This window comes from Klebsiella sp. BIGb0399 (genome assembly GCF_003752615.1).
Lineage (GTDB): Bacteria > Pseudomonadota > Gammaproteobacteria > Enterobacterales > Enterobacteriaceae > Klebsiella > Klebsiella lignicola.
Genome location: NZ_RKHT01000005.1, coordinates 535,018 through 557,433, shown reverse-complemented (window position 1 = coordinate 557,433; position 22,416 = coordinate 535,018). Strand labels below are relative to the sequence as shown.

Genomic DNA, 22,416 nt, shown 5'->3' with positions numbered 1-22,416 from the left:
CTCACATATGTTCCATGCCGTCCGGCACGTTGTAGAAAGTAGGATGGCGGTAGACTTTGCTCTCCGCCGGGTCAAAAAACTCGCCGCTCTCATCCGGCTGGGAGGCGATGATCTGGCTGGCTTTCACCACCCACAGCGAGCAGCCTTCGCTGCGACGGGTGTACACGTCGCGGGCGTTTTCCAGCGCCATCCGATCGTCGGCGGCATGCAGGCTACCCACGTGACGGTGGGATAACCCCTGTTTGCTGCGGACAAATACTTCATATAACGGCCAATAAACGTTGCTCATCATGCTTCTCCTTTATGCCGCATCGCGGGAGTGTTGTTTTTGGGCATGCGCCAGCGCGGCTTCGCGCACCCATGCCCCCTCTTCCCAGGCTTTACGCTTGGCGGCCAGACGTTCGTGGTTGCAGATGCCGCGCCCGTTAATCACTTCATTGAGTTCCTGCCAGTTGATAGCGCCAAAGCGGTAGTGCCCGGTGGCCTCATCAAGCTGTAAATCGGCGTCCGGCACGGTCATGCCGAGGATCGCGACCTGCGGTACGGTGTTATCGACAAAGCGCTGACGCAGTTCGTCGTTGGAGTGCAGTTTGATTTTCCACGCCATGCTGCGGGCGCTGTTCGGCGAGTTATCGTCGCTCGGGCCAAACATCATCAGCGCCGGCCACCAGAAACGGTTGATGGCATCCTGCAGCATCTGGCGTTGCGCCTCGCTGCCCTCGGCCAACGCCATACAGGCTTCAAAACCCTGGCGCTGATGGAAGCTCTCTTCTTTGCAGATTTTGACCATCGCCCGGGCGTAGGGGCCGTAGGAGGTGCGGCACAGCGCTACCTGATTGACGATCGCCGCGCCGTCGACCAGCCAGCCGATCACCCCGATATCGGCCCAGCTCAGGGTCGGGTAGTTAAAGATCGAGGAGTACTTCATCTGGCCATCCAGCATTTTCTGATACAGATCTTCCCGGGCGCAGCCGAGGGTTTCCGCCGCGCTGTAGAGATACAGGCCATGCCCGGCCTCGTCCTGCACCTTGGCCAGTAGAATGGCCTTGCGGCGCAGCGTTGGCGCACGGGTAATCCAGTTGCCTTCTGGCAGCATGCCGACAATTTCAGAGTGCGCGTGCTGGCCAATCTGGCGGATCAGCGTTTTACGGTAGGCCTCCGGCATCCAGTCCTGCGGTTCGATGGCCGTATCCTGCGCGATGCGCTGGTCAAAGCGTTGTTCTTGTGTCACGTCATCACCTTTATGATTCCGATAAATTCAACAAATCATCATTTGTGAATCACTTTGTTTTATAAAAGTTACATGCAGGTTAAATAAAACCACAAATTTTGTTTGTTCTTTTTGTGATAGCTACCGCAAAATATTGCGTAAACTCGCCAGAACACAACGACATAGCGCCGCGCCGTCTCGCGCCCACGATCACAATGTTAATAAATTATTAAATATCAGCTTGCGTTTTATGATTCATAAAATAACTATTTATAGAGATTTCACGTAACACATTGGAGAGTCGCAATGCAGCAGTTAGCCAGCTTCTTATCCGGCACCTGGCAGACCGGCCGGGGCCGCGCCCGCACTATTCGCCACGCCATCAGCGGTGACGCGCTTTGGGAAGTCACCAGCGACGGGCTGGATATGGCGCAGGCGCGCCGGTTTGCCATCGACCACGGCGGCAAGGCGTTGCAGGCCATGACCTTTATCGAACGCAGCGCGATGCTGAAAGCGGTGGCGAAGCACCTGCTGGAAGAGAAAGCGTCCTTCTATGCGCTTTCGGCGCAGACCGGGGCGACCCGGGCCGATAGCTGGGTGGATATCGAGGGCGGGATTGGTACGCTGTTCACCTACGCCAGCCTCGGCAGCCGTGAGCTGCCGGACGATACACTGTGGCCGGAAGATGAACTGATCCCCTTGTCGAAACAGGGTGGCTTCGCGGCCCGTCACCTGCTGACGTCAAAATCCGGCGTCGCGGTGCACATCAACGCCTTTAACTTCCCGTGCTGGGGGATGCTGGAAAAACTGGCGCCCACCTGGCTTGCGGGTATGCCGGCGATCGTCAAACCGGGCACCGCCACGGCCCAGCTGACCCAGGCGATGGTCAAATCCATTGTCGACAGCGGGCTGGTACCGCCGGGCGCCATCAGCCTGATTTGCGGCGGCGCGGGGGATCTGCTCGAACAGCTTGATAGCCAGGACGTGGTGACCTTTACCGGTTCGGCACAGACCGGCCAGCAGCTGCGCGTTCACCCGAATCTGGTGGCAAAATCGATCCCCTTCACCATGGAGGCGGATTCACTAAACTGCTGCGTGCTCGGGGATGACATCACCCCGGAACAGCCGGAGTTTGCGCTGTTTATCCGCGAGGTCGTGCGCGAAATGACCACCAAAGCGGGACAGAAATGTACCGCTATCCGCCGGATTATCGTGCCGCAAGCTCAGGTGAAAGCCGTCAGCGAGGCGCTGATCGCCCGTCTGCAAAAAGTGGTGGTCGGCGATCCGGCGCAGGAAGGGGTCAAGATGGGCGCGCTGGTCAGCCACGACCAGCGACAGGACGTTCAGGATAAGGTCAACACCCTGGTTCAGGCCGGGTGCGAGGTGCTGCTTGGCGGTCAGGCCGATCTCAACGCCAGCGGCGCCTTTTTCCCACCGACCCTGCTGTATTGCCCGCAGCCGGATGAAACCCCGGCGGTGCACGCCGTCGAAGCGTTCGGCCCGGTGGCAACCCTGATGCCCTATCAGCATCGCGACCACGCGCTGGCGCTGGCCCGCGCCGGTGAAGGGAGTCTGGTCGGTACGCTGGTCACCGCCAGCGGTGAACTGGCGCGCGAATTTATTCTCGGGGCTGCCCGTTGTCACGGCCGTATCCAGGTTCTCGACCAGGTGTCGGCGGTGGAGTCCACCGGCCACGGCTCACCGCTTCCGCAACTGGTCCATGGCGGACCGGGCCGCGCCGGCGGCGGTGAAGAGCTGGGCGGACTGCGGGCGGTGAAACACTACATGCAGCGCACCGCGATCCAGGGCAGCCCGACGATGCTGGCGACCATCGGTCAACAGTGGGTGCGCGGCGCCCAGGTGAGCGAAGACCGGGTCCACCCGTTCCGCAAATATTTCGAAGAGATCCAGCCCGGCGATAGCCTGTTGACGCCGCGCCGGACCCTGACCGAAGCGGATATCGTCAACTTTGCCTGTCTGAGCGGGGATCACTTCTACGCCCACATGGATAAAATTGCCGCCGCCGAGTCGATCTTCGGCGAACGCGTTGTGCATGGTTATTTCCTGATCTCTGCCGCCGCCGGGCTGTTTGTTGATGCAGGCGTCGGGCCGGTCATCGCCAACTACGGCATGGAAAATCTGCGCTTTATCGAACCGGTCAAACCGGGCGATACCATCCAGGTTCGCCTGACTTGTAAACGCAAGACGGTGAAGCGTCAGCGCAATGCCGATGAGAAAGCGACCGGCGTCGTGGAGTGGGCAGTTGAGATTGCGAACCAGCATCAGCAGCCGGTAGCGCTCTACTCGATTCTGACGCTGGTAGCCCGTCAGCACGGGGATTTCCCGGCCTGAGACTCGCCGATACGGCCATGATCCACACCACCACAATGCCTCTGCGGAGGCATTTTTTATAACTGGCAAAACTGACAAACAACCTGGCATACGCAGGCAAACACCTGGTCATCGCGCACTGCTAGGTTAACGATACACAAGCCGACTTTCGCAGCGGCAAAGCACAACACAACAATTAGGTGAGGTCACAATGGCGATTCGTTCCCCCCGCAAAACGGCTCTGGCGCTGGCTGTTGCCCTGTTCTGCGCCTGGCAAAGCCCGGTTTTCGCCCATGGCGGTGAAGCGCATATGGTTCCGATGGATAAAACGCTGCAGGAATTTGGCGCCGATGTGCAGTGGGATGATTATGCCCAGATGTTTACCCTGATGAAGGACGGGGCCTACGTCAAAGTGAAGCCCGGCGCTAAAACCGCAATCGTCAACGGCAAAACGTTGAATCTGCAGGTGCCGGTGGTGATGAAAAATGGCAAGGCGTGGGTCTCCGAGACCTTTATCAACGATGTCTTCCAGTCCGGACTTGACCAGACCTTCCAGGTCGAGAAACGCCCGCACCCGCTCAACTCATTAACCGCGGCGGAAATCAGCGAAGCCGTCACCATCGTCAAAGCGTCGCCAGAGTTCCGCCCCAATACCCGCTTCACCGAAATTTCGCTGCACGAGCCGGATAAGGCCGCAGTGTGGGCTTTTGCGCTGCAGGGCACCGCCGTGTCGGCCCCGCGCACCGCTGACGTCATCATGCTCGATGGCAAGCACGTTATCGAAAGCGTGGTCGACTTACAGAACAAAAAAATCCTCTCCTGGCAGCCAATTAAAGATGCCCACGGCATGGTGCTGATTGACGATTTCGTCAGCGTGCAGAACATCATTAACGCCAGCGATGAATTTGCCGCGGTCCTCAAAAAACACGGCATCACCGATACCAAAAAGGTGATCACCACCCCGCTGACCGTGGGCTACTTCGACGGCAAAGATGGCCTGAAGCAGGACTCGCGCCTGCTGAAAGTGGTGAGCTATCTGGATACCGGCGACGGCAACTACTGGGCGCACCCGATTGAAAACCTGGTGGCGGTGGTCGACCTTGAGCAGAAGAAGATCATCAAAATTGAAGAAGGCCCGGTGATCCCGGTGCCGATGGAAGCGCGCCCGTATGATGGCCGCGACCGCGTCGCCTCCGCGGTGAAACCGCTGGATATCACCGAGCCGGAAGGCAAAAACTACACCATTACCGGCGACACCATTCACTGGCAGAACTGGGATTTCCACCTGCGTCTGAACTCCCGCGTCGGGCCGATCCTCTCGACGGTCACCTACAACGACAACGGGAAGAAACGCCAGGTGATGTATGAAGGTTCGCTGGGCGGCATGATCGTACCTTACGGTGACCCGGACGTGGGCTGGTACTTTAAGGCCTATCTCGACTCCGGCGATTACGGTATGGGCACCCTGACCTCGCCTATCGTGCGCGGCAAAGATGCGCCTGCGAACTCGGTGCTGCTGGATGAAACCATTGCCGATTACACCGGTAAACCCACCACGATCCCACACGCGATTGCAATTTTTGAACGCTATGCCGGGCCGGAGTACAAGCACCAGGAAATGGGGCAGCCGAACGTCAGCACCGAGCGCCGCGAACTGGTGGTCCGCTGGATCAGTACCGTAGGCAACTACGACTATATCTTTGACTGGGTATTCCACGAGAACGGCACCATCGGCATCGATGCCGGCGCCACCGGGATCGAAGCGGTGAAAGGCGTGATGGCGAAAACCATGCACGATCCGAGCGCCAAAGATGATACCCGCTACGGGACGCTGATCGACCATAACATCGTCGGCACCACCCACCAGCACATCTACAACTTCCGGCTGGATCTTGATGTCGATGGCGAAAACAACAGCCTGGTGGCTATGGACCCGGAAGTGAAACCCAACACCGCCGGTGGCCCGCGAACCAGCACCATGCAGGTGAATCAGTACACCATCGACAATGAGCAGAAGGCGGCGCAGAAGTTCGACCCAGGCACCATTCGCCTGCTGAGCAACACCACCAAAGAGAACCGGATGGGCAACCCGGTGTCGTATCAGATAATCCCGTATGCTGGCGGGACTCACCCGGCAGCAACCGGCGCCAAGTTCGCCCCGGATGAGTGGATCTATCACCGTCTGAGCTTTATGGATAAGCAGCTGTGGGTCACCCGCTATCATCAGGAAGAGCGTTATCCTGAAGGCAAGTATCCGAACCGTTCAGTCCATGACACCGGTCTCGGCGCCTATGCCAAGGATGACGAGTCGCTGACCAACCACGATGACGTCGTGTGGATCACTACCGGCACCACCCACGTGGCCCGTGCCGAAGAGTGGCCGATTATGCCGACCGAATGGGCGCACGCGTTGTTGAAACCGTGGAACTTCTTTGACGAAACGCCGACCCTCGGCGAGAAGAAAAAGTAGCCCACATTTCATACCGGCAACCCGGATAGCGGCGAAGCGCCCTGTCCGGGTTACGGTGTAGGATGATGATGTTGTGAGTGAGCGCCACCGAGGGTAATCCCTCGCGTGGCGCTCGCGTTTTTACGAGGCGTCGTTCCAGCTTTGCACCACAAAGCGCAACCGCCCCGAAATGCCCGGTACCGAAGGGCGTTTTTTGCCGTTGGCATCGAGCGTGACGCTGTCTACCGGGATGGTGACCTCACAGGCCTTGCCGGCCGTTTCCTTCGGTTGCAGAACGATATCGGCGCTGGAAAATCCGGCGTCCTGCCAGGCATATTTTATCTTCCAGGGCGTGTTATCGTTGGTCGGCGGGACAATCTCGAGGATCAGCGAATTGCGGAACAGATACCCTCCTTCATAGTGTTCGTTGAACCAGAATCGCTTCTCGATTTCATAATCCGGCATTTTGACCCCGAGCGTCAGACTGTAGGCCAGCGAGCGCCGGTTTTTATTGACGCGCGCGCTCTTCGACAAGAACACGCTGGAGAGATACTGCGACGCACGTTGTTGCTCAAACCACTCTTTTTGCGTCAGACAGGCAACGGAGTCCTCTTCCGAGACGCGACGGGTTAGCGACCACGGCTTGCCGCGAGGCGAGGCGATCGCCTCTATCTGATAGATGGCGTCAATTTTCGACGCATTGCCCCCCGCCGCTTTGATTGCCGCCTCCGGCAGGCGGATGTCATCAATATCCAGCCAGATATCCACCCGCACATCGCCAAACAGAAAGCGAGCCAGGTTCTGGAAGGCCTCTTCGCTGTTCACAATACCAAAATAGCCAGAGTGTGAGCGGTAGGTGAAGGCTTTCGCACAGGGGGCGCCAGGAGAGCCATCGGCATTCAGGCCGGTTAACGTGGCATTCTCGATTTTGACCAGACCATCGCTGCCGTTGCCGACAAAGGTTCGCGATAGCGCGGCGGCGGCATCGTAATCAAGGCGGTTGGTGCCGACCATGGTGAAAATCCGCGAGGACGGCAGACAGGATTCCGGTATCACATCGACCCGGTTATAGCGTTGGTAGGCCTGTTGCAGGTTAAGGTAATCCGCCATCCGCTCGCGGTTAAAATTGGTGACGCTGCTTTGCCACGGCAGGTCCGGAACGTTGAGCCCCGCGAACTCAATCCCGTTATGGGGCGTCGCATAGGTGAAAAATTTATCCACACTGGCCGCCATCCTGCCCGGATCGAGCCGCGGATTTTGCAGCAACGCCCGGCATACCAGACCGCCCATCGAGTGCGCCACCAGATAGCAGCGAAAATCACCCGCCACCTTCACGCCGCTGTTGGGATTCGCCAGCAGTAACGTCCGCACCTTGACCAGCAGTTTCGATAGCCCGATGGCCGCGTCCTCGATTGACGGCGTCTTACCGGACCCGAGCAGTGTCGAGGCGTCATCATAATAGCGATAGACGATCACCGATTTATCATCCAGTACATTGCCGGTGGGTTTCCCCTCCGGATCGGTCTCCCAGCCCTCATCCATGATATCCAGCCCCTGCTCGAACACATCGCTGTAGCCAAACTCCGTGGCCAGACGAATGACCGGGGATTCGAAATAAAACTTCCTGGGGCGATCTTTCTGGCTCGCCGACGCACGCAGCATCGTTGATCCAAGATTAAAACCATTAAACGGATCTGCTGTAGTCTCATTAACGTCGCGTTGCGTCATCGCATAACCACGAACGTAAATAATAGGGAAAAAAGGCACTTTATTATTAGCCATTTTTATTTTCCTGAGATTTATTATGCTTACACCCAATGAAATTCACGATGCAGCCAACACCCTGCACGTTGAAAAATAACGGGGATATTATGGGTGACGAGACACGCCATACAGCCCTTTATATTTATCATTGGTTGCAGATGCGACTAACACTGACCACGAATAATGAAAGATATTCACTTTCGAGGGATAAGCGCCGCGGTTACCTTCGATAGTCCACAAAATACCGTCAGCGTAGCGTTGAACAATGCCGACATGGCCCTGCCAGGCGCTCTCCTTCGGTTTTTTCGGGTCAACTCTCAGCCAGCAGATAATATCGCCCGGTTGCGGTGGGTTACTTAATGACGGGGTATAGGCATAGCCCAATGATTTCATTTCATTATGCAGCGCCTGAGCGGAGGTTTGATAACCAAATACCGCCGGTGATGCCTGGTTAAAACAGTAGCTGACAAAAGCGGCACACCAGCTTTGCCCCTGTGAACCGTGCCCGGAAAAGTACTTCTTAATATCCGGCCCGTGGTTGTCGGAGCCCTGCTCGCCGTGACCAAGTTCACCCTGCGCTATCTTGAGCGCCGCCTGGCCTGCGGGACTGCCGCCTTCGACGTTCACCAACGCAGGCGCCGCCGGCACCGGCACAACCGTCTGCTTGCCCAATGCCACATCCAGCGCCCAGCGAGTATGCGGGCCGACTTTACCATCGACCACCAGCGGTTGGCCTGAGGCATCGAGGTTGGCTACCTGAAAGGCTTCTACCGACTTTTTAACCACCTGGTCAAATTTATTACCTGGCTCCAGGCCAAAAAATAATCTCCGTAAATCATTTATTAGCTGCGCGACTGCGCTGCCTTCATCACCGAGTTTAAGCATATCGTCCCCGTCATATTCACGTTAGTTAATAAAGAAATGATTCGCATGATAAATGTAATGTTAAACGCCACAGGCTATTACAGATAAAAAATAACGTCACCTCCCGAGAGCCAGGCATGTTAGCTCGCTATTTTAAACGCGAAATAGTTCTCTTATAAAAAATCATCATAAAAGAAGGATCATATTAGACCTCGATCAATTACATGATAAATATCAGACTTAGCGTCTGGTGGAAAATAGCGATAGAGAATAACCACCATCAATATGGCGCAGGGCCAGTTTGGTCACGGACAGGCGCTTATTTAGCGTAGTTATCTCGTGCAAGAGATCAAGTGACGGACCGACCGCTTTTTTAACCGCCCCCGGATTGCGGCGCAAGCGCCTGATCCGGGCTACAGGGTGGTGAAGTCGAGAAGGTATTTACCGTGGCTGCTGGCGCGGATGGCCTCCTGCCAGCGGTGCAGCGGCACCACCTCCACCGGCGGCAACGTTGTCGTCGGCAGCAGACGCCAGATCCCTGCAAACGCCGCCTGCCATTGCGCGTCAGACAGGGTCGCCAGCGCCTCGCGCAGATGGAATTTGTGCACCCGCGGAAGCAGTCGGGTCTGGGTCAGCGCCTGCCCGGATAACAGCCCGTAGGAGATCAGTCCGGCGCGGTCCGGCAGCACCGATAGCAGCGTGTTCGCCAGCGCCCCGCCCACCGCATCAAATAGCCAATCGGCATTCTGCCCGACCTGCTCCAGCATCAGTCGGTCCGCTTCCAGCAGCGGGTAGACCCCCAGCTGCTCCAGCCGGGAAATATGCTGCGGCGAACGGATAACACCACTCACCGATCGCGCCCCTTTATGCAACGCCCACTGCGCCAGCAGGCTGGCACAACTGGACCCCGCCGCGGTCAGCACGATATTGCACCCGGCTACCGGCCAGCGGTTGAGCATCAGCAGCGCGGTTAACGGGTTGATATAGGCGCGGGCGGCCAGCAGATCGTCGATGGCGTCAGGCACCGGCACCAGCCAGCGTTCGGGGATATCCAGATAACGCTGCCAGGTGCCATCGCCACGCAGGGGCAGCACCCGCTGTCCGGGGGCAACTCTGGCACCGGGCGGCGCCTCCACCACGACTCCAACCCCTTCGTAACCCGCCGTCGCCGGCAGCCGGGTACGGTGGCTGTAGGCCCCGGTGATAGGGATCAGATCCGAAGGATTGACCGGCGCATAGCGCATCGCAACCCGCACCTTTCCCGCCGCCAGCGGCAGCATGGGAGTAGTACGCAGCCGAAGCGCCGCGGCCGGCGCCCCGTAAGTGTCATAGCAAAGCGCGTGGTTCAGCATAGCGGGGAGTTACCACCTTCCGGCAAAACAGAGGCGCAATCATAGCAGGATTCGGCGGGACGTTTCCCGCCAAAGACGGGACCATCAGCCCGGACCATCGCTGGCGGCAGCCAGCAGCGGGACGATCAGATCGCTCATCGGCGTCGGAATGCCGTGGCGGCGGCCTCGCCGCGGTATCACGGCGTTGCGGATCTCCCACTCCAGCGGATGCCCGGCTTCACGGTCAATCAGAATCGAGGTGCTGAGGTCAGGGGGCGCACGGTGGAAGCCGTCGAGGATCTCCTGCGGGACACTGTCGCTCAGCGACGCGCCCTCGGCGCGGGCGACGGTCAGGCATTCACGCAAATAGGCCAGGGCAACATCACTGATATCGGCGCGGGAGAACATACCGGCCCGCCGCCCCGTCAGCACCATCAGCCCGGCGACGGCATTTTGCAGCAGCTTACGCCATGCCACGGAGGTAAAATCGGCGGCCAGATCCACCGCACAGCGGGTTCCCCGCAGCGCGTGTTGTACCCGTTGGGCTTGCGGCACATCCGGTAGCGTCAGGCGTGGCGCAGCCCGTAGCCACACCGAGGTTTCCGATTCGCGCAGCGCCGGAAACCACACCACCGAGGGCAACACCGGGGAAGCGGCAACCCACGGGGCAAACTGCTCCTGCTGTTCTACGCCGTTTTGCAGGACGCACACCACCGTATTGTTATCGCATAATACGGCCAGCCAGGGCGCAATCGCGCGGATCTGGGTGGTCTTCACCGCCACAAAAACCACATCGACCGGCCGGGGTATCGTCGCCGGATCGCTCAGCAGCGGTCCGGGCACGGTAATCTGGCCGCCGTCAAAGCGTAGCGACAGTTGCGGATGGGGCGTGCGGGCGCAGATCAGCGGCGTACGCCCGGCTTCATGCAGCGCCGCCGCGATAGTGGTACCAATGGCGCCGGGCCCAATCAGGGCAACGGTTGGCTCTTGCGATCTCATTTCTGCCTCCTGAGGATTTCTCCGCCCGATGGCGGGCAGCAATCAACAGTAGCGAGAAAGGATAGCGTTGAGCAAGCCCGTTGGTCCGGGCGCCGTCAGCGGGTTATCGTCAGGGAGACACTTCCCCGATTGTTATCGTACATTTGCCACGCGTCGTTGGCCCAGGCGTAAAAATAGCCGCTTTTCGCCGGGGTAAAACGGCATTCAGTGCCAATAACAAAAATCTGATGCTGTTGTTGAGGTACCGCAGAAGCACCGGCGGCGCTATTTGCCACCACCCCGATGAGGGCGAACCACGGTGCCGAGCCGACACGTCTGCTCAGCCAAAAATCCACATCCTGATTTTTGGTGGCCCCTTTCCACAACGTTTCTAGTTTGTCGGAGACAGAAGCCAGAATCTGAGCCGCCTCACCGGGATAAAACTTCCCGTCATCGGTGCCGCCCGCATCACAGGGAATCGAGCTGTCCAGCCATTTTCCCGTAGCGCTAAAACGGTATTCAATACCGGCCTCCAGCCACACGCCGGTGGCATTCCAGCGTTCACGAGCAAATACGTCAACGGTCGCCGAATGGCCTGCGACCAGGACTTTCTCCGGCCGGTAGCGCCCATTAAGCAGCGAGGGCAGACTCTGACGTTGCAGCACGCTGTCATCGACACGGGGATCGTCTGCCACCAGCTGCGGCACCGCCCGTGGGCAGGTATGCAGCAGCGTAAACACACCGGTCACCGAATCGTGCAGCAATCCATGAGGGTTGGGTGACAGCTGTGAATCCATGCCCGGCAACAATTCGAGGCCCAGGTCCTCGACTTCTGACATCATCCAGCGCAGGGGAATGTCCGATAATCCGCATTGTGCGTAGCCCCCGCCAACGTCAGAATGCACGCCGACAAACCAGCGCTGCTTGACCCGCGGGTTGCCCTCCACGTTATCCCAGAGCGTGGGGATAAAGCTCTGGCGCTGCTCGTCCAGCGCCAGAGCATGACGGGCGTTTTCCACGATGGGACTGAGAGAGGTATCGTGGAAGGTATACTTTTTAGGATCGTCCAGCAGATTCGCTAACGCCATATCGTCGGGAATACCCAACGCCCCTACCGTCTCCCAGACGCCGATAAAAAAGACAGGGATACTGCCTTTTGTCGGATCCCCCGTCGCCACCGCATAAAAGGGCCGGCCCACGCTGGCAATAATGGGCGGAACGCTGCCAACTGGCTGGCGGTAATGGGCAAACAGCGTGTTGATATCCTCCCACACTTTATCGTCGCCGGTTCCCGCCTTAGCAGCATTCAATAAACCGCAGCGCGCAATCATTCCACCGAGGCTGCGAACGGTATAGGCGCCACGGCTAAAACCAAACAGCCAGATTTTATCGCCGGGCTGGTAGTTGGTCGCCAGCCAGTAATAGGCGCTAATGATATTCTTATCAAGGCCTTCGCCGATGCCGCCACCGATGTAGCGCTCGATCGCTCCGCCGTCGGTTCCCACTCCGGTATGGTAATAGACGCGCTGGCTATTATTTTCCGCCACCGCATTTCTCAGCTTCACCACATTCGTCGGGGCCGGTTTACCGTCATCAAGCTGTTGCGGTGTATTCCAGGTACCGTCGCAAAACACCAGTAAGTTCATAGGAACCTCTTCACAGGCTGCATTAAAAGCGTTCAGGATTGACAGATTAAAAATAGCAGACTGTAATCGAAGCTAGAGTTCAAACGAAAAAACGCCCGTAATACCCGGCATCGACTGATGCTGGTGGGCACTCGTGAATCTTTTCTGGCTCACGCCATAATTAAGAGTCTATCCCAGTAGGCGTAGATTGATACAGCCAGTTTGGTCACGAACAGCGCGGAACAGCCGGAACGTACACGCAGTATGTGAGGATGGTGAGCACTGCCAGGGCCAAAATGGCAAATAAAGCAGCCTAATGGGATAGGCTCTAAGTCAATGTTATTACGGGGATCATCATGGTAACCGATACGCACTACCACCTGGCTCTCAACGAGTTAGCTAAATTACATTCATTGCCCCCAGAACAAAAGCTGAACACTATTTTTCGCATTACTACCCTGTACGAACAAAATATTACCAACTGGTATAAAAATGAGGTCAAGAAAAAACGCAGACTCTCTGTATTACTGCTATTGGCAATCTTAATTATTATGGTGGCCATCGGTAGCATTCAGATCCTTAAGCTTCCTTTTATTAATGATGTCGATACTAAGCTGTTGTTTACCCAAATATCCCTCGGACTACTAACGCTTGCCGTATTGCTATTTACTGCCGACAGAGCATTTCGTATTACTGGTGGATGGATGAATTACATTAATACGATGATAGTCATCGAGACTCGCCATGCGGAATTTATTGCGGAGTGGATAAAAAACGATGGCACCCAACATCAGCAACCAACTGAGCACTATCGTCAAGCGACCGAGATTGCTGCTGCGTTTATTAATGCGATCCACCTTGCACAGCTACAAGAAACTCAATCATGGTCAACCCAGTTAACGGAGTCCATTAAGCAGCTGGATTCCTTGATGATTAAAAAACAGCAGGAAAAAAACGGTAATTAATGAGAAAAAAAGGTGGGAGCAGCGCCCGGTACTGCATGACCAGGCGCTGGGTTTAACGATTAATAACGTACGCAGACCGATTTGGTCTCGCACCAGTCGTCCAGCCAGTCCGGGCCGAAGTCGCGCCCGGTACCGGACTGCTTCATGCCGCCGAACGGCAGGTTGGCATCGATAAGCGTATGGCTGTTGACCCATACCGTGCCCGCCTGCAGGCGTTCGGTATAGCTCAGCGCCTGGGTCAGATCGCCGGTCCAGACGCTGGCAGTTAAGCCAAAGTCGCTGTCGTTGGCGAGGCGCAGCGCTTCTTCGCCATCGGCGACGCGCACCAGATTCACCACCGGCCCGAAGACTTCTTCGCGGCTCAGACGCAGCCCGGCATCCGGGTTAATCACCAGGGTTGGCGCAATGTAGTAGCCCTGGCTATCCGGCCCGAGCTGCCCGCTGATCAGTTCAGCATTGCGCTGGCGGGCATCATCAAGATAGGCCGCCACTTTGGCGCAGTGGGCCTTCGAGACCACCGGGTTAATATGGGTGGTTTCCAGCATTCCCGGTCCGACCTGCAGGGATTTAACCGCCTGCTCAAACCCGCTCACCAGGGTGTCGAACAGCGGCGCTTCAATGTAGATCCGCGAGCTGGCGGCGCACACCTGGCCCTGGTTGAGGAAGCTTCCGGTCATCAGCCCTTCAATCACCCATTCCGGGTTGGCATCTTTGAGGACGATCGCCGGGTTTTTCCCGCCCAGCTCCAGCGTCACCCTGGTCAGGCGATCGGCAGCCACCCGCGCAATGTGTTTGCCCGTGGCGGTGGAGCCGGTAAAACTCACCTTCGCCACCTGCGGATGCGCCGTTAACGCCGCACCGCACTCGCTTCCGCTGCCGGTCACCACGTTAAACACCCCGTCCGGGATCCCGGCTTCGGTCGCCAGTTCGGCAACGCGCAGCAGGGTCAGCGGAGTAGTTTCTGACGGCTTAATCACGATAGAACACCCGGCCGCCAGCGCCGGCATCACCTTCCACATGCCAATCATCAGCGGGAAGTTCCACGGGACGATCCCGGCGACAACCCCCACTGGCTCTTTCTTCGTCCACGCCTGGTAACGAGCGCCTTGCGGGAAAGGAATCGACACATCGAGCGTGCGCCCGCTGATTTTGGTCGTCAGCCCGGCGGTGTAGCGCATCCAGTTCAGCGTGCAGCCCACTTCAAACGCGCGGGAAATATTGATGGATTTGCCCTGCTCCAGGGTTTCCAGCTGCGCCAGCTCTTCACCATGCTGTTCGACCAGGTCGGCAAAACGCAGCAGGATCCGCTCACGATCGGCGGGGGTACGCCCCGCCCAGCTACGGGCAACAAATGCCCGCCAGGCCGACATCACCGCACGATCGACATCAGCGGCATTGGCATCCGCCGTGCTGGCAATGGCCTGACCGGTGGCCGGGTTCCAGACGGTGAGCCGCTGTTCGCTTTGCGATTCCTGCTGGCTACCGTCGATATACAAACCATGCTGCCGGTCTAAAAACTGCTGTACGCTGGCGAGCAGCGCAACCTGTGCTGTGGACATATCGCTTCCTTATTCCTTTCGGGTCGTGAATTGAGTCTACGACGAGGTCGGCATCCGCGCTTTTTTCTCTGTGACATTCGTTTGTGCCGCTGTGACAGGCTCCGCAATTAAGCATTTTGCGTACCCAGAAGTGTGCCGCAGGTAATAGTTCTTTCATATACTCCGGCTCCCGCTCTTGTATGCCGCAACGTAAATGCAACAATGCAGAAACATTATATCGATAAGAGAAACATTATGGCGACGGCGGAGCACGGACAGGATTACCAACGCTGGTTGGCGAAAATCAATCAGGTCTGCGGCCATTTTGCCGCCCGTCCGCTGGAGGGGAACTTTCACGGCGAGATTGACGCCAGCTACGCGGGGAACCTGAAAGTCAGCACCGTCACCGCCTGCGGGGTCAATTTGTTCCGCACCCGCAACGAGATCAAGCGCAGCAACGACGACTGGTTTTATACCGTGTTCCAGCTCGCCGGCCAGGCGGCCATTGAGCAGGACGATCGCCAGGTGATGCTGGAAGCCGGTGATATCACGCTGATTGACGCCTCGCGCCCCTGCTCTATCTTCTGGCAGCAGACCTCGCGCCAGGCCTCGCTGCTGCTGCCCCGGCAGTTGATCGAACACCAGCTGCGCGGCAGCGAAATCTGCATTGCCTCGCGCCTGCAAAAATCGCTGCCGATGGTTCAGCTCAGCCAGCGCCTGCTGCAGGAAAGCATGAACAGCCCGGAGCTGTCGGACAGCGAAAGCGAAGCGGCGCTGGAGGCCATCGTCTGCCTGCTGCGCCCGATGCTGCACCAGCAGGAAGCCCAGCCGTCTCGCCGGGAGAAGCAGTTCCAGAGAATTATTGAGTTAATCGATGCGTCGATTCAGGCAGAACATCTGCGCCCGGAATGGCTGGCGAACGAAACCGGGATGTCATTGCGCAGCCTGTACCGGCTGTTTGCTGACAAGGGTCTGGTGGTCGCTCAGTATATTAAGAACCGCCGGCTCGACCTCTGCGCCCGGGCGCTGCGCAGCGCCCATGACGATGAGAAACTGGCGGGGATTGGCTACAGCTGGGGATTCAGCGACCACAGCCACTTCTCCACCGCGTTCAAGCAGCGTTTTGGCGTGTCGCCGGGGGAATACCGCAAGCGCTGCCGCTAATTATTTGCGTAGCCATTTGCCGTTCAGCCCCTGGACATACTCCCCAGGCTGCGCCCGGTTGACCAGCTTCTGCCCGGCCATTTTGGCCACTTCATCCACCGGCAGATTATTTTCATCCGCCAGCTGCTGGTAGCTTTCACTGCGCGCCGTATTGATCCGTGCGACCAGCGCCAGAGTTTCCTGATCCTGCCGCAATGGCGCCAGATAGCCCTTCAGCGTTTCGCCGACCCGCCCTTGTTCCCGGGCTTCGCTCAGCGTCAGAGCCAGCGCCGGCGTACTGAGGAGAACCAGCGTCAGCGCCGCGATTTTCAGTCGTTTTCTCATCGCCACCTCAGAATAGATCGCTGCGCGACTTCAGTAACGCTTCAACATCCTTATCCACTTTGATATGAATCTCGTGCTCAATTTTGACATTCATATTGATGGTGATCGGCTCCTTCGATGCCGCGATTTCAATGCGCGGCGTACAGCCCGCCAGCAGCATCGGCACCAGCACCGCCGTTAGCAATTTCATCATTGTTGTTCCTTACACTTTTTACTGTCCGTACAGCTGCGCACGGGGAGCACGGCATTCTGCTCAAACCATGCCTGTAAATTGTCGCCAAAACGTAAACTGCGCCACAGGTCAAAAATATTCTCTTGATGAGAATAGTTTAAATGCACCGTATTACTCTGATCCCCGACGCGGCTGGTGCCGCTGATGGTCGCCTTCAAAGTCAACATCCCGAGGTTATCGAGGTCGATGCGCGTCCAGGAGCGGGAGATCTCCATATAGCGCAGCCAGTTGATTGACGCGCCGGCGGAGATATTATCGTTCACCATCGCGTCCGCCATGTCCTTATCGAGGCGCAGCGTCATCGGGCCGGGGTTGCCCAGCCAGCCGTCTTTGATGATCCATTTCTCGTTGTTCAGCCACAGCGGCAGCGCCCCGTTGAAGGCGCCGGACATGGCAAACTGTTTGATATTGACCGCGCTCACCAGCTCGCTGCTGGAGATATGCTGCAGCCGCAGCAGCGCCGGGTCATGCTGCGGCATCCGCAACTGCTGCATGGTCACCTGGCCCCCGAGAACATCCACGCTGACGTTGCTCAGCTGTAGCGGCTGGCTCTCGCTCCACGGCCAGGCTCCCTGCAGGTCCGCGGTCAGGTTTTTCGCCGTCACCTGGTTGACTATCTCGCCGATGCGCAGCGATACCGGCCGACGGGTACCCAGCTGCCAGACCCCCTCGCTAAAGCGGAACGGCAGGACAAAATCGACGCCATTGATCTGGTTGTCCGGCATCCAGGCGCTGCCGCCTTTTAGCACGCCGTGCCCCCCGGCTTCGAATCCCTGTTCGGCTGCTGCCGAGAAAGCCACCTGGGCGTACAGCATCCCTTCACGCAGGTTCATTTTCCACTCAGGCGGTACCAGCGGCTGAAACACGGTCAGCGACTGTTTCGGCCACCATGCCTTACCGCGCAGACGTTCGCCATCCCAGCGCCCGATGACCCGAACCGGGCCGATTTTGTTGGCATGAAGCGCGCCGTTAAACTGAAACCAGGTCGGATCGCGGCCATCAATGGTGAATTTTAACGTTGAAGGTGGCAGCACGCTGCCGTGACTAAAGCTGGTGGTCCCCGCATCCAGCGACAGCGCGCCGGTCAGTTTCGGGTGCTGCTCATTGCGCAACCAGTGGATCGGCTGATCCAGCGTCAGGCGCGGCGCGCTCACCAGCATGGTGCCATATTGCAGTTTATCGAAGCCCGTCGACAGGCTGTTCAGAACGATCGAGCTGTCGACCCATGCCCCCACCCCTTTGACGTCCCACCGCGCCTGCATCGGGGTGAAGTGACCGTCGCCCCAGTAACGCCACTGCCAGCGACCGCTGTCGGGCATAAAATTGTCGGCCTGGCCGTCAAGATGCAGCGTGAAGTCTCCCATCTGCTGTTCATGGGCGCGCAGAATCGCCTGTAGACGGCCGTCCACGCCCTGCTGGGTCACCTTGACCCCCGCCAGCGGCAGACGGACTTCATCAATATTCAATGAGTCGACGACCCGCCCGCGGGAACGCAGCAGCGCGCCGGGGTTGAAGGCCAATGCCGGGGCGGTCAACGGGCCGCTGAGCCTGGCCGGCAGTACGGCATAAACAATCAGATCCCCCAGCTTCGCCTCGCCGGTCAGCTGTAACGGCATGTCGCTGTTGTCCATGCTCAGTTTGCCGGGGCCGATGTTCAGCACGGCGTTGCCTTTACCGGCTTTGCCCTGGGTGAGGACGTTGAGCCGACCGCTCACCTCCATCTGCTCGGTGCCTTCCTGCCAGTTGCCCACCGACAGCGCCAGACGGCCACTTAATGGATAGCCGGCATAGTCGGTGCTCCAGCGGCCATCGCTGATGACAATGCGCTCAGGGGTCACTTCCCAGGGGAGATCGAGTATCGGCTGCACTTCACCGCGCGGAGTCACCACCAGCTGGCCGCGGTTTTTCTGCCACTCCAGCTCGGCATCAACCAGCCCGCCGGTTTGCGGGAATTCAAAGGTAGTCAGCAGATGGCCATCGACCGGCAGGCCGTCCGGAACCAGCGGCATATGAAATTCGCCGGCCAGCTTCACCGGCGGTTGCTCGTCGACCAGCTGGGCGGAAAAATGGCTGACGGTGAGCGCCTGTCCGCGCAGGCGCGCCTGCAAGGTCAGCTCTTTGCCGCTGTAGCCAATATCCTGCTGCTGCGGGGTCAACGACATCACCAGTCGCCCCTGCCACTTTTCCCATGGCGAGAGGCGCAGGTTTTCAATGGTCAGCCAGCTGTAAGGCAGCATCGACTGCCACTCCGCCAGGGTACGCGGCGCGCCCACCGTCGGTTCGCTTTCGGGCAGTTTGCTCAGACAGGCGCTATTGATATCGAGTTCGTCGAGATGCAGCCGCCAGCGGCTGGGATGAGAAAGTTGGGCATTGGTCACCCGGGCCAGCTCACAATCGCCGACCAGATAGCGTAATTCGGGAATGCGTAACGCAGAACGCGTCAGTCGCGGGCTGTCGGAAAACGCGATGCGGGTCCCCTCAGGCAGCCAGATCCCTGCAAGCGTTGGCACCCAATGGGTAAGCGTCGACAACATGGCCAGCGGTAGCAGAATAAGTGCTAACAATAGCGCGATGGCGGCTTTATATTTACCCTTCATGGGCAGTAATATCCTGATTAAACAAAAGTAAAAGCCGAAAGAAGTGCATATTGTGGCACGTTCGACTGGCGAGTTAAAGGATCTATCCAGCTTAAGAATAGCTGGTACACACCACCACCACCGTGAATTTATGCCTTTCGCCCGTTAAGCCGTCATTTAATCGGCCCCTGTCACACTCGAAGTCTTCGTTGCCGACGTCGGTGGATCCCGTGGACTTTTTTGTTTTGCTTATCGAACACGCCCAGCGCCACTATTCATGGCTCTTGATGGTGGTGTTTGTGCTGACCCTGACTAAATCCTGCGCCCTGATTTCTCTGCTGGTGCCGGGCACCTCCGGGTTGCTGTTACTCGGCCCGCTGGCCTCCGGCAGTCTTAACCATTTCTTATTAATGTGGCTCAGCGCTAGCCTCGGGGCAATCGGCGGATTCTGGCTCTCCTGGTGGCTGGGACGGCGCAACCGGCACCGCCTGACGAGCATACGCTGGTTGCGCGGCCAGCGATTGACCCGCAGCCTGGTGTTTCTGCAACGTCACGGGGCATGGGCGGTGTTTTTTGGCCGCTTTCTGTCGCCGCTTCGCGCGACTCTTCCGCTGGCCAGCGGCGCCAGCGGGACCGCGTTCTGGTCATTTCAACTGGCCAACGTCAGTTCCGGGCTGCTGTGGCCGCTGATGCTGCTGGCTCCGGGAGCCTTTAGCCTCAGTTTTTGGTAAAACACATTGTGTTTTAAAGAGATACCTCAACACCGCGATATGCTCTAGAATTATCTGTATCACCGTTAAGGCAAACTTATTTTTAATATTTGTATGATTATTTTAAATATGCTACCGTGCCGGTATAATCACTGGAGAAAAGTCTTATGAAAATCGCTGTGTATAGTACAAAGCAGTACGATAAAAAGTACCTTCAGCATGTTAATGATGCATATGGCTTTGAACTTGAATTTTTCGACTTTCTGTTAACCGAGAAAACGGCGAAAACCGCCAACGGTTGTGAAGCGGTGTGCATCTTCGTCAACGACGACGGAAGCCGCCCGGTGCTGGAAGAGTTAAAATCGCATGGTGTGAAGTACATCGCCCTGCGCTGCGCCGGCTTTAACAACGTCGACCTTGAGGCGGCAAAAGAGCTGGGTCTGCGCGTTGTGCGCGTCCCAGCCTACTCGCCAGAAGCCGTGGCAGAGCATGCCATCGGCATGATGATGTCGTTAAACCGCCGCATTCACCGCGCCTATCAGCGCACCCGTGATGCTAACTTCTCCCTCGAAGGCTTAACCGGCTTCACCATGCACGGTAAAACCGCCGGGGTGATCGGTACCGGGAAAATCGGCGTGGCGACGCTGCGTATTCTGAAAGGTTTTGGCATGCGCCTGCTGGCGTTTGATCCCTATCCGAGCGCAGCGGCGCTGGATCTCGGGGTTGAGTATGTCGACCTGCCGACACTGTACGCGCAGTCTGACGTGATCTCCCTGCACTGCCCGCTGACCGATGAGAACTATCATCTGCTGAACCATGCGGCGTTTGACCAGATGAAAGATGGCGTGATGGTGATCAACACCAGCCGCGGCGCGTTGATTGACTCTCAGGCAGCGATTGATGCCCTGAAACACCAGAAAATTGGCGCCCTGGGGATGGATGTGTACGAGAACGAGCGCGACCTGTTCTTTGAAGACAAATCCAACGACGTGATTCAGGATGACGTGTTCCGTCGTCTCTCCGCCTGTCACAACGTGTTGTTCACCGGGCACCAGGCGTTCCTGACCGCCGAAGCGCTGATCAGCATTTCGCAAACCACGCTGGACAACCTGCGCCAGGTAGATGCCGGCGACACCTGCCCGAACGCACTGGTCTGATTTCTTTTTCCTTTTGTGCCCTCCTGCTATGGGGGGCACTTTCAGATAACCCCCACAGAAAAAGACCGCAGTAAAGTTAACAATCGCTTATGTCATTCATCGTTCAGGTTGCCTGGGCATTGGCCGCATTCGTAACCCCAGTCACTGACCTGCGTCAGGCCCTGGGAATTGACGGCCCTGCCGCCTGCAAGCAACCCGAATAATGTTGGCTAAATCTGATAAACGTCATTAATGATTTGGGGGAGTAATGAATAAGTTTGCTGTACTGCTGGCGACGGGAATGCTGTTATCGGGTTGTGTGTATAACAGCAAGGTATCAACTGGCGCCGAGCAACTTCAGCACCATCGCTTTGTTCTGACCAGCGTCAACGGCCAGGCGCTGAATACGCAAGGAAAGCCGCTGGAGCTGAGTTTTGGTGAGGATATGTATGTCTCAGGCAATATGTGTAACGGCTTTAGCGGCAAAGGCAGCATCAGCGGCGGCGAGCTGAAGGTCAAAGCGCTGGCCATGACCCGTATGCTGTGCAGCGATTCGCAGCTCAATACGCTGGATCATACGCTGAGCACAATGCTACGCGATGGCGCACAGGTCGACCTGACGGAAAATCAGCTGACGCTGGCCACCGCCGATCAAACGCTGGTCTATAAACTTGCGGATCTGGTGAACTAGTAGTTACCGCAGCTGCCGCCCGCTAACGCCTGCTCGCTGCAACGCTTACCGTTGGGTAATGCGCACATCCCGATCGCTGAACCATCAAGCTGCCGTGCCACCGATAATGAGCCGCCAATCATCGCGCAGTTCGCCTGCCCGGTGCTGCTCATTGCGGCACGCATGCCAGGCGGCACATGTGCCGCTGTCGCCTGTTGAACCGGTTCACTACTACAGGCCGACAATAATAACGCGGCACACCCCACTAAAAACGCAGCTCGCATCGACTTCCCCTCAGCAATATCTAAAAATAAGCAAACCCAAGAATAATAGGCAGCGCAGCCGTGAACGTCGAGAGGCGAAATACGTATTTATGCGCCCCATTAACATTTCTTAGCAAAATATCTGGCGTAACCTTGATCTCGACAGGGTTTGTCATGCATCTCACGGCCTGAATCCCCTATTGTTCAACGATAGCGCCATAATGACGCCCCTCGAATGATGAGCGGCAGACCGCAGCAAGTCCGGTTTAAGATCATAGCGATATCC

Annotated in this window: 19 protein-coding genes; 7 read left to right on the top strand and 12 right to left on the bottom strand. The window is 57.6% G+C overall.

Annotated features, from left to right (window positions below; translation table 11 throughout):
• Nucleotide 1 precedes the first annotated feature (1 nt).
• A complete protein-coding gene (paaB, locus tag EDF82_RS02955) occupies nucleotides 2-289 on the bottom strand; it encodes a 1,2-phenylacetyl-CoA epoxidase subunit PaaB (protein ID WP_123754109.1) in 288 nt (95 codons plus the stop codon).
• A gap of 12 nt (nucleotides 290-301) precedes the next feature.
• Complete coding sequence (gene paaA, locus EDF82_RS02950; protein ID WP_123754108.1) at nucleotides 302-1,231, bottom strand: 1,2-phenylacetyl-CoA epoxidase subunit PaaA; 930 nt, start codon at nucleotides 1,229-1,231, stop codon at nucleotides 302-304.
• A gap of 285 nt (nucleotides 1,232-1,516) precedes the next feature.
• Here paaA and paaZ point away from each other — a divergent pair, with 285 nt between their 5' ends.
• Nucleotides 1,517-3,562, top strand: a complete 2,046-nt coding sequence (gene paaZ / locus EDF82_RS02945) for a phenylacetic acid degradation bifunctional protein PaaZ (protein ID WP_123754107.1) — start codon at nucleotides 1,517-1,519, stop codon at nucleotides 3,560-3,562.
• 190 nt (nucleotides 3,563-3,752) lie between these two features.
• Entirely contained in the window at nucleotides 3,753-6,011 is a 2,259-nt protein-coding gene (gene tynA / locus EDF82_RS02940) for a primary-amine oxidase (RefSeq protein WP_123754106.1), read from the top strand.
• A gap of 120 nt (nucleotides 6,012-6,131) precedes the next feature.
• Here the strand turns inward: tynA and EDF82_RS02935 are convergent, their stop codons facing one another.
• From EDF82_RS02935 to EDF82_RS02915, 5 genes are all read right to left on the bottom strand, one after another.
• Nucleotides 6,132-7,772 carry a triacylglycerol lipase gene (locus tag EDF82_RS02935; RefSeq protein WP_123754105.1) on the bottom strand — a complete coding sequence of 547 codons (1,641 nt, stop codon included), beginning with the start codon at nucleotides 7,770-7,772 and terminating at the stop codon, nucleotides 6,132-6,134.
• 87 nt (nucleotides 7,773-7,859) lie between these two features.
• Nucleotides 7,860-8,639 (bottom strand): CHAP domain-containing protein, encoded by a 780-nt coding sequence (locus EDF82_RS02930; protein WP_123754104.1) that lies wholly within the window; start codon nucleotides 8,637-8,639, stop codon nucleotides 7,860-7,862.
• A 392-nt stretch (nucleotides 8,640-9,031) separates the two neighbouring features.
• Nucleotides 9,032-9,970 (bottom strand): zinc-dependent alcohol dehydrogenase family protein, encoded by a 939-nt coding sequence (locus tag EDF82_RS02925; protein WP_123754103.1) that lies wholly within the window; start codon nucleotides 9,968-9,970, stop codon nucleotides 9,032-9,034.
• Between the two features lie 84 nt (nucleotides 9,971-10,054).
• The gene (locus EDF82_RS02920) at nucleotides 10,055-10,948 is read right to left on the bottom strand and encodes an oxidoreductase (RefSeq protein WP_123754102.1); all 894 of its coding nucleotides are present in this window, start codon (nucleotides 10,946-10,948) and stop codon (nucleotides 10,055-10,057) included.
• 95 nt (nucleotides 10,949-11,043) lie between these two features.
• Nucleotides 11,044-12,573 carry a DUF2235 domain-containing protein gene (locus EDF82_RS02915; protein WP_123754101.1) on the bottom strand — a complete coding sequence of 510 codons (1,530 nt, stop codon included), beginning with the start codon at nucleotides 12,571-12,573 and terminating at the stop codon, nucleotides 11,044-11,046.
• Nucleotides 12,574-12,908: 335 nt separating this feature from the next.
• On the opposite strand from EDF82_RS02915, the gene EDF82_RS02910 reads away from it, so the two are divergent.
• Nucleotides 12,909-13,517 carry an SLATT domain-containing protein gene (locus EDF82_RS02910; protein ID WP_123754100.1) on the top strand — a complete coding sequence of 203 codons (609 nt, stop codon included), beginning with the start codon at nucleotides 12,909-12,911 and terminating at the stop codon, nucleotides 13,515-13,517.
• Between the two features lie 59 nt (nucleotides 13,518-13,576).
• Here EDF82_RS02910 and EDF82_RS02905 read toward each other — a convergent pair whose 3' ends face one another.
• Nucleotides 13,577-15,076: an aldehyde dehydrogenase family protein gene (locus EDF82_RS02905; protein WP_123754099.1), complete on the bottom strand. Its 1,500-nt coding sequence runs from the start codon at nucleotides 15,074-15,076 to the stop codon at nucleotides 13,577-13,579.
• A 231-nt stretch (nucleotides 15,077-15,307) separates the two neighbouring features.
• Here EDF82_RS02905 and feaR point away from each other — a divergent pair, with 231 nt between their 5' ends.
• Complete coding sequence (gene feaR, locus EDF82_RS02900) at nucleotides 15,308-16,219, top strand: transcriptional regulator FeaR (RefSeq protein WP_199733679.1); 912 nt, start codon at nucleotides 15,308-15,310, stop codon at nucleotides 16,217-16,219.
• Here the strand turns inward: feaR and EDF82_RS02895 are convergent, their stop codons facing one another.
• From EDF82_RS02895 to EDF82_RS02885, 3 genes are read right to left on the bottom strand one after another with little or no spacing between them, the layout of a single operon-like run.
• Entirely contained in the window at nucleotides 16,220-16,543 is a 324-nt protein-coding gene (locus EDF82_RS02895) for a YdbL family protein (protein ID WP_123754098.1), read from the bottom strand. It abuts the gene before it with no gap.
• A gap of 7 nt (nucleotides 16,544-16,550) precedes the next feature.
• Entirely contained in the window at nucleotides 16,551-16,736 is a 186-nt protein-coding gene (locus tag EDF82_RS02890; protein ID WP_123754097.1) for a YnbE family lipoprotein, read from the bottom strand.
• A complete protein-coding gene (locus EDF82_RS02885) occupies nucleotides 16,733-19,372 on the bottom strand; it encodes a YdbH family protein (protein ID WP_123754096.1) in 2,640 nt (879 codons plus the stop codon). The genes EDF82_RS02890 and EDF82_RS02885 overlap by 4 nt, the downstream gene beginning before the upstream one ends.
• 266 nt (nucleotides 19,373-19,638) lie before the next feature.
• On the opposite strand from EDF82_RS02885, the gene EDF82_RS02880 reads away from it, so the two are divergent.
• From EDF82_RS02880 to hslJ, 3 genes are all read left to right on the top strand, one after another.
• Nucleotides 19,639-20,082: a DedA family protein gene (locus EDF82_RS02880; RefSeq protein WP_154143934.1), complete on the top strand. Its 444-nt coding sequence runs from the start codon at nucleotides 19,639-19,641 to the stop codon at nucleotides 20,080-20,082.
• A 146-nt stretch (nucleotides 20,083-20,228) separates the two neighbouring features.
• Nucleotides 20,229-21,218 (top strand): 2-hydroxyacid dehydrogenase, encoded by a 990-nt coding sequence (locus EDF82_RS02875; protein WP_123754094.1) that lies wholly within the window; start codon nucleotides 20,229-20,231, stop codon nucleotides 21,216-21,218.
• A 247-nt stretch (nucleotides 21,219-21,465) separates the two neighbouring features.
• The gene (gene hslJ, locus EDF82_RS02870; RefSeq protein WP_123754093.1) at nucleotides 21,466-21,888 is read left to right on the top strand and encodes a heat shock protein HslJ; all 423 of its coding nucleotides are present in this window, start codon (nucleotides 21,466-21,468) and stop codon (nucleotides 21,886-21,888) included.
• Here the strand turns inward: hslJ and EDF82_RS02865 are convergent.
• Complete coding sequence (locus EDF82_RS02865; protein ID WP_123754092.1) at nucleotides 21,885-22,151, bottom strand: DUF333 domain-containing protein; 267 nt, start codon at nucleotides 22,149-22,151, stop codon at nucleotides 21,885-21,887. The two genes, hslJ and EDF82_RS02865, sit on opposite strands and share 4 nt — an antisense overlap.
• Nucleotides 22,152-22,416 lie beyond the last annotated feature (265 nt).